8 protein-coding genes and 1 pseudogene are annotated in these 6,335 nt (G+C 64.4%); all 9 read right to left on the bottom strand.

What is annotated here, in order from left to right:
• Positions 1-182, bottom strand: a pseudogene (locus tag ACO1XS_RS03110) (urease accessory protein UreF); the annotation flags it as partial.
• A complete protein-coding gene (ureE, locus tag ACO1XS_RS03105) occupies positions 169-813 on the bottom strand; it encodes an urease accessory protein UreE (protein WP_331571625.1) in 645 nt (214 codons plus the stop codon). The gene ureE and the pseudogene ACO1XS_RS03110, both read right to left, overlap by 14 nt.
• A gap of 23 nt (positions 814-836) precedes the next feature.
• Positions 837-2,543, bottom strand: coding sequence for an urease subunit alpha (gene ureC, locus ACO1XS_RS03100; RefSeq protein ID WP_331571623.1), 1,707 nt, complete (start codon positions 2,541-2,543; stop codon positions 837-839).
• A gap of 47 nt (positions 2,544-2,590) precedes the next feature.
• Positions 2,591-2,896, bottom strand: coding sequence for an urease subunit beta (locus ACO1XS_RS03095; protein WP_331571621.1), 306 nt, complete (start codon positions 2,894-2,896; stop codon positions 2,591-2,593).
• 67 nt (positions 2,897-2,963) lie between these two features.
• A complete protein-coding gene (gene ureA / locus ACO1XS_RS03090) occupies positions 2,964-3,266 on the bottom strand; it encodes an urease subunit gamma (protein ID WP_173259885.1) in 303 nt (100 codons plus the stop codon).
• A gap of 39 nt (positions 3,267-3,305) precedes the next feature.
• On the bottom strand, positions 3,306-4,025 hold the full coding sequence (locus ACO1XS_RS03085) for an amino acid ABC transporter ATP-binding protein (protein ID WP_331571619.1): 720 nt from the start codon (positions 4,023-4,025) through the stop codon (positions 3,306-3,308).
• The gene (locus tag ACO1XS_RS03080) at positions 4,012-4,662 is read right to left on the bottom strand and encodes an amino acid ABC transporter permease (RefSeq protein WP_486389987.1); all 651 of its coding nucleotides are present in this window, start codon (positions 4,660-4,662) and stop codon (positions 4,012-4,014) included. The genes ACO1XS_RS03085 and ACO1XS_RS03080 overlap by 14 nt, the downstream gene beginning before the upstream one ends.
• Positions 4,659-5,327: an amino acid ABC transporter permease gene (locus ACO1XS_RS03075; protein WP_331571615.1), complete on the bottom strand. Its 669-nt coding sequence runs from the start codon at positions 5,325-5,327 to the stop codon at positions 4,659-4,661. The genes ACO1XS_RS03080 and ACO1XS_RS03075 overlap by 4 nt, the downstream gene beginning before the upstream one ends.
• Positions 5,327-6,121 carry a transporter substrate-binding domain-containing protein gene (locus ACO1XS_RS03070; RefSeq protein WP_331571613.1) on the bottom strand — a complete coding sequence of 265 codons (795 nt, stop codon included), beginning with the start codon at positions 6,119-6,121 and terminating at the stop codon, positions 5,327-5,329. The genes ACO1XS_RS03075 and ACO1XS_RS03070 overlap by 1 nt, the downstream gene beginning before the upstream one ends.
• Positions 6,122-6,335 lie beyond the last annotated feature (214 nt).

Here is a 6,335-nt window from a genome sequence, read left to right as displayed (position 1 = left end):
GGCAGCTCGCAGCGCGCCAGGACATGTGCGAGACCGCCCGCAATCCATGCGGACGTCGAGCGCTCATCGAGGACCCATTGCGAGTCGATCGCGGAGTCGAGCCCTTGCGAATAACTGAATGCGCCAACCGGCAGCGCAGGCGATGCCAGATGCAGCAGCGCGGTCAATTCAGCGATGCGCATGGCCTTTGCCGTGACTGTGTCCGTGATCGTGCTCGTGATCGTGCCCGCAATCGTGGCCATGCTCGCCATCGCAATGCACGTCATGGCCGTGAGCATGACCATGAGCATGCTCGCCGTGATGCTCGTCGAAGACACGTTGAGCGAGCGCGTAATCTTCGTCGAACGTTGCATCGTGCCCGTGCCGATGCCCGCCGCCGTACGCGCCCGTCTCGGGTTGAAAAGGCAGCGACGCCGCCTCGACGCGCACGCCAAGCCGCGTCAGCATCGATTCGAGCACCGTGTCGGCTTCGAGCTTCAGATAATCGGCACCCACTTCGACGGGCGTATGACGATTGCCGAGGTGGTAGGCGGCCCGCGTAAGCGTCAGCGCATCGTTCGCACGCACGACGAGAACCGCTTCGTCGGCGGCGACCACGCGCACGAGGCCGCCATCGTCGGCCACGAGCACGTCGCCGTCGGCCAACACCGTGCCGCGCGGCAGCACGAGCGCCACGGTCTCGCCGTTATCGAGCGTGGCCGAAAGCCGGCTCTTGCAGCGCGCCTCGTAGGCCAGCGTGAGCGTCGGCGCACGCGAAACGAGCGATGCCGCGAGCTTCACATGAGGCGCGATGCGTTTGTCGATAGTGCGCATGTCGGAACCTGGATCGTCAGCACTCAAAACAGAAAATACCGCTGCGCCATCGGCAGCACGGTCGCGGGCTCGCAGGTCAGCAACTGGCCGTCCGCGACGACTTGATAGGTCTCGGGATCAACGCTGATCGACGGCTGCCAAGCATTATGGATCATGTCGGCTTTCGTGACCGTGCGGCAGCCGCGCACCGGCACGATCCGCTTGGACAACCCATAACGCTCGGCAATACCCGCCTGCGCGGCCATCTGCGAAACGAACGTCAGCGAGGTGCGTGCAAGCGCGCCGCCGCGCGTCGCGAACATCTCGCGGTAGTGCACGGGCTGCGGCGTCGGAATCGAGGCATTCGGGTCGCCCATCTGCGCAAGCGCGATCATGCCGCCCTTTACGATAAGCGACGGTTTCACGCCGAAAAACGCCGGCTCCCAGAACACGAGATCGGCCCACTTGCCGGGCTCGATCGACCCCACTTCGTGCGCAATACCATGCGTCAGCGCGGGATTGATCGTGTATTTGGCGACGTAGCGTTTGGCGCGGAAGTTATCGTTGCGCGTATTGTCTTCGGCGAGCGCACCGCGTTGGACCTTCATCTTGTGCGCGGTCTGCCAGGTGCGAATGATCACCTCGCCCACGCGCCCCATCGCCTGCGAATCGGACGACAGCATCGAAAGCGCACCGAGGTCGTGCAGGATGTCCTCCGCCGCGATCGTTTCGCGCCGGATGCGCGATTCGGCAAAGGCGAGATCTTCGGCGATGGACGGATCGAGATGGTGGCAGACCATCAACATGTCGAGGTGCTCGTCGAGCGTATTGATGGTATAGGGGCGCGTCGGATTCGTCGACGAGGGCAGCACGTTCGCTTCGCCGCAGACCTTGATGATGTCGGGCGCATGTCCGCCGCCCGCGCCTTCGGTGTGATACGTGTGGATCGTGCGGCCCTTGAACGCGGCGACCGTCGTTTCGACGAAGCCCGCTTCGTTCAGCGTATCGGTGTGAATCGCGACTTGCGTGTCGGTATCGTCCGCCACGGACAGGCAATTGTCGATCGCGGCCGGCGTCGTGCCCCAGTCTTCATGCAGCTTGAGCCCGATGGCCCCGGCGGCGACCTGCTCGACGAGCGGAGCGGGCAGGCTCGCATTGCCTTTGCCGAGAAAGCCGAGATTCATCGGCCAGCCGTCGGCCGCCTGCAGCATGCGCTCCATGTGCCACGGACCGGGCGTGCAGGTGGTCGCATTCGTGCCCGTGGCGGGGCCGGTGCCGCCGCCGAGCATCGTCGTGACGCCCGAGGCGAGTGCTTCGTCGATCTGCTGCGGGCTGATGAAATGGATGTGCGTATCGATGCCGCCGGCCGTCACGATGAGACCTTCGCCCGCGATGATTTCCGTCGCCGCGCCGATGGCGATCGTCACGCCCGGCTGGATATCGGGATTGCCGGCTTTGCCGATGGCGGCGATGCGGCCGTCCTTGATGGCGATATCGGCTTTGACGATGCCCCAGTGATCGAGAATGACGGCGTTCGTGACGACGGTATCGGCCACTTCGGCCGCGCACCGTTGCGACTGACCCATGCCGTCACGTATCACCTTGCCGCCGCCGAACTTCACTTCTTCGCCGTAGATGGTGAAGTCCCGTTCGATTTCGATCAGGAGCTCGGTGTCGGCGAGCCGGATCCGGTCGCCCGTGGTCGGGCCGAACATTTCCGCGTAGGCGCGGCGATCGATGCGCAGTGTCATGACGGTTCGCAGTACTAAGAGTAGGAGAGGGCGGCAACGCAAGGCCTTTACAACGGGCCCATCACCTTGCCGTTGAAGCCGTAGACAGTGCGGTCGCCGGCCAGCGCGACGAGCTCGACCGTACGTTCCTGCCCCGGCTCGAAGCGCACGGCGGTGCCCGCGGCGATGTTCAGCCGAAAGCCGCGCGCACGCTCGCGCTCGAACGACAGCGCGGCGTTCACTTCATAAAAATGGAAGTGCGAGCCGATCTGCACCGGGCGATCGCCGGTGTTGGCGACCGTGAGCGTCAGCGTTTCGCGGCCCGCGTTGAGCTCGATATCGCCGGGTTCGGTGAGGATTTCGCCAGGAATCATCGATCAAGACCTCGAACGGTTGGAGAAGACCCGCTGCCGCGCATGCCCACGCTTGCGGCGCGGCCTGTCATGGAATCGGATGATGGACGGTGACGAGCTTCGTGCCATCCGGAAAGGTCGCCTCGATCTGGATGTCGGGAATCATTTCGGGCACGCCTTCCATGACGTCGTCGCGTGTGAGCAGTGTCGTGCCGTAATGCATCAGCTCGGCCACGGTCTGCCCGTCGCGCGCGCCTTCCATCAGCGCGGCGGTGATGAACGCGACGGCTTCCGGATAATTGAGCTTGAGGCCGCGGGCCTTGCGGCGCTCGGCCAGCAGCGCAGCGGTGAAGATGAGCAGTTTGTCTTTTTCGCGTGGAGTGAGCTTCATCGCTGGGTGTCGTGCGGGTGTAAGCGCCTTGAAAGCGCGTTATTGAACGAACTTCCGCAATTCTATGCTCTGCGGGCTGCCGAAGATCTGTTCGGGCGGGCCGCTCTCCCAGACGCGCCCCTCGTGCATGAAAACGACGATATCGCTCACGCGGCGCGCGAAGCGCATTTCATGGGTGACCATGATGAGCGTCATGCCGTCGCGTGCCAGTTGCTCGACTACGCCGAGCACTTCGCCCACGAGCTCGGGGTCGAGCGCGGACGTGATTTCATCGCACAACAGCAGCGTCGGCTCCATCGCGAGCGCGCGCGCGATAGCGACGCGCTGCTGCTGTCCGCCCGAGAGCTGATCGGGATAGGCGTCGAACTTGTCGCCGAGACCGACGCGCTCGAGCATCTGCTGCGCGACCTCGCGCGCCTTGGCGCGCGGCGTTTTCTTGACGACGCTCTGCGCGAGCATGATGTTTTCTCCGGCGCGCAGATGGGGAAACAGGTTGTATTGCTGGAACACCATGCCGACCTTCAGCCGGAGGCGGCGCAAGTCGGCATGGCGTGCGTCGATGCGCTCGCCGTCGATGCCGATCGTTCCCGAATCGATGCTCTCCAATCCGTTGAGCGTGCGCAGCAGGGTGCTCTTTCCGGAACCGCTGCGGCCGATGATCGTGACGACCTGGCCCGCTTCGACATTCAAATCGATACCCTTCAGGACGTGCGCCGCGCCGAATTGCTTGTGCAGCTGCGTGACTTCAACGAGCGACATGGAGTTTCCTTTCGAGCGCACGCGCGGTGCGCGACAACGGGTAGCACAGCATGAAATAAATGAGCGCGACGCAACCGTAGACGGCGAATGGCCGGAACGTGGCATTCGATATCACGGTGCCCGCTTTCGTCAGTTCGGTAAAACCGATGATCGAAACGAGCGCCGTGTCCTTCACCGCTTGAACGGAGAAGCCGACCGTCGGTGCGATGGCGATGCGCAGCGCCTGCGGCAGCACGACATGGCGCAACTGCTCGAAGTAGGTCATCGCGAGACTGGCCGACGCTTCCCATTGCCCACGCGGGATGGCCTCCACGCAACCGCGCCAGATCTCCGCGAGATACGCACTCGTAAAGAACGTCAGGCCGAGCGTTGCCGCCACCCAGGGTTCGACGTCGAGACCGAGGAGCGGCAGCCCGAAAAAGACGACGAAGAGCTGCATGAGAAGCGGCGTGCCCTGAAACACCTCGATGTAGAGCTTGGCGAATGTGCGCGGCAATCGCGAAGGCGACACACGCGCAATGAGCAGCGCGAAGCCGGCGAGGCCGCCGACGAGGAACGAGACGATCGACAGCACGACAGTCCAGCGCGCGGCGAGCAGCAGGTTCGAGACGATTTGCGCAAAGCTGAATTCGATCATCGCGCGCCTCGTGCGAAGAACCGCCGGCCTGCCGCCTTGAGCACCGCGCGCAGTGCGATCGCAAGACCGAGGTAGGACACCGTGATCACGAGATAGGTCTCGAACGAACGGAAATTGCGTGACTGGATGTAGCTGGCGGCATAGGTCAAGTCCGGCACCGAAATCTGCGAGACGACGGCCGAGCCGAGCATCACGATGACGATCTGGCTCACGAGCGCGGGGAAGACTTTGGCCAGCGCCTGCGGCAAGACCACGTGCCGATAGATCTGCGCCGGTGTCATGGCCAGCGACGCGGCGGCTTCGACGTGCCCGCGCGGCACGGCGGCGACGCCCGCCCGCACGATCTCGGTAGCATAGGCACCGAGGTTGAGCGTCATCGCGATGATCGCCGCCGAGTACTCGTCGAGCCGCACGCCGAGCGCGGGCAGGCCGAAGAATACGAAGAAGAGCTGAATGATGAAGGGCGTATTGCGGATCGCCTCGACATAGGCGGCGACGATCGTCCTCAGCGCGCGCGAGCGCGATTCGCGCGCGGCCGCGCCGCCGACTCCGAGCGTCACGCCGAGCGCGGTCGCCACCGCGGTCAGCCCGACCGTCAGGGCTGCGCCGTGCGCGAACATGCCCGTGTACTGCGCGAGCTCCCCGAACTCCAGCGTGTAGCTCATTACAGCGTCGCCGGCAGCGGCTGACCGAACCACTTCTTCGACATCGCTTCGAGCCGGCCGTCATGGCGCGCCTGCGCGATGGCTGCGTTGACCTTTTCGAGCAGCCGCGTTTCGTTCTTGTTCAGGCCGACATAGCAGGGCGAATCCTTGATGACGAACTTCGGCTCGGGCTGGCGCGGCGGGTGCCTGGCGACGATGGCCGCGGCGACGACGTTGCCGGCCGCGATCAACTGCACTTGTCCCGAGAGGAACGCCGCGATGGTGGCGTTGTTGTCCTCGAACCGTTTGATCGTCGCGTTCGGTGCCATCTGTGTCAGTGCGATTTCTTCGAGCGCGCCGCGCGTGGCGCCCACGGTCTTGCCCGTGAGATCGGCGGGGCCTGCAACCTTGATGTCGGCGGGGCCGAACACGCCTTGGTAGTACGGCGCATAGGCCTGCGAGAAGTCGATGACCTTTTCGCGTTCCGGCGTCTTGCCGAGCGACGAGATGACGAGGTCGACCTTGTTCGTCGTCAGATACGGAATGCGGTTGGCGCTGTTGACGGCCACGAGCTGCACCTTGGCGTTGAGCGCCTGAGCGAGCAGCGCAGCCATGTCGACGTCGTAGCCCTGCGGCTTCATGTCCGCGCCGACCGAGCCGAAGGGCGGATAGTCCTCCGGTACCGCAACGCGCAGCACGCCGCTTTTCGCGATGGTGTCGAGCGCATCGGCTTGCGCGCGCTGATTCAGTGTGATCGACAGGATGGCGGCGGTGGCGAGCGTGGCGAACGTACGCGCGATCAGGCGAGGCTTCATGAATGGGTCTCCTACGCGGCCATTCGCGCCGCAAGGAAAGCGGCACCGTTCATAGCCGGGTGAGCGCCCGATTGAGCAAGCCGCATGCCAAGCGAGGCGGGCCGCTGCTCCGACTGGTCCAACTGGTCAGTCCAGTCGTTTCGCGTTGTCGGATGCGCACCGAAGCGGTGCGTTCATGCACGGTTTGTCGTCGTTATGCGTGGCTTTGGTGCGG

The organism is Trinickia sp., assembly GCF_057351765.1.
The sequence above is the reverse complement of the archived record's forward strand: the minus strand, read 5'-3'. Positions and strand labels throughout refer to the sequence as shown.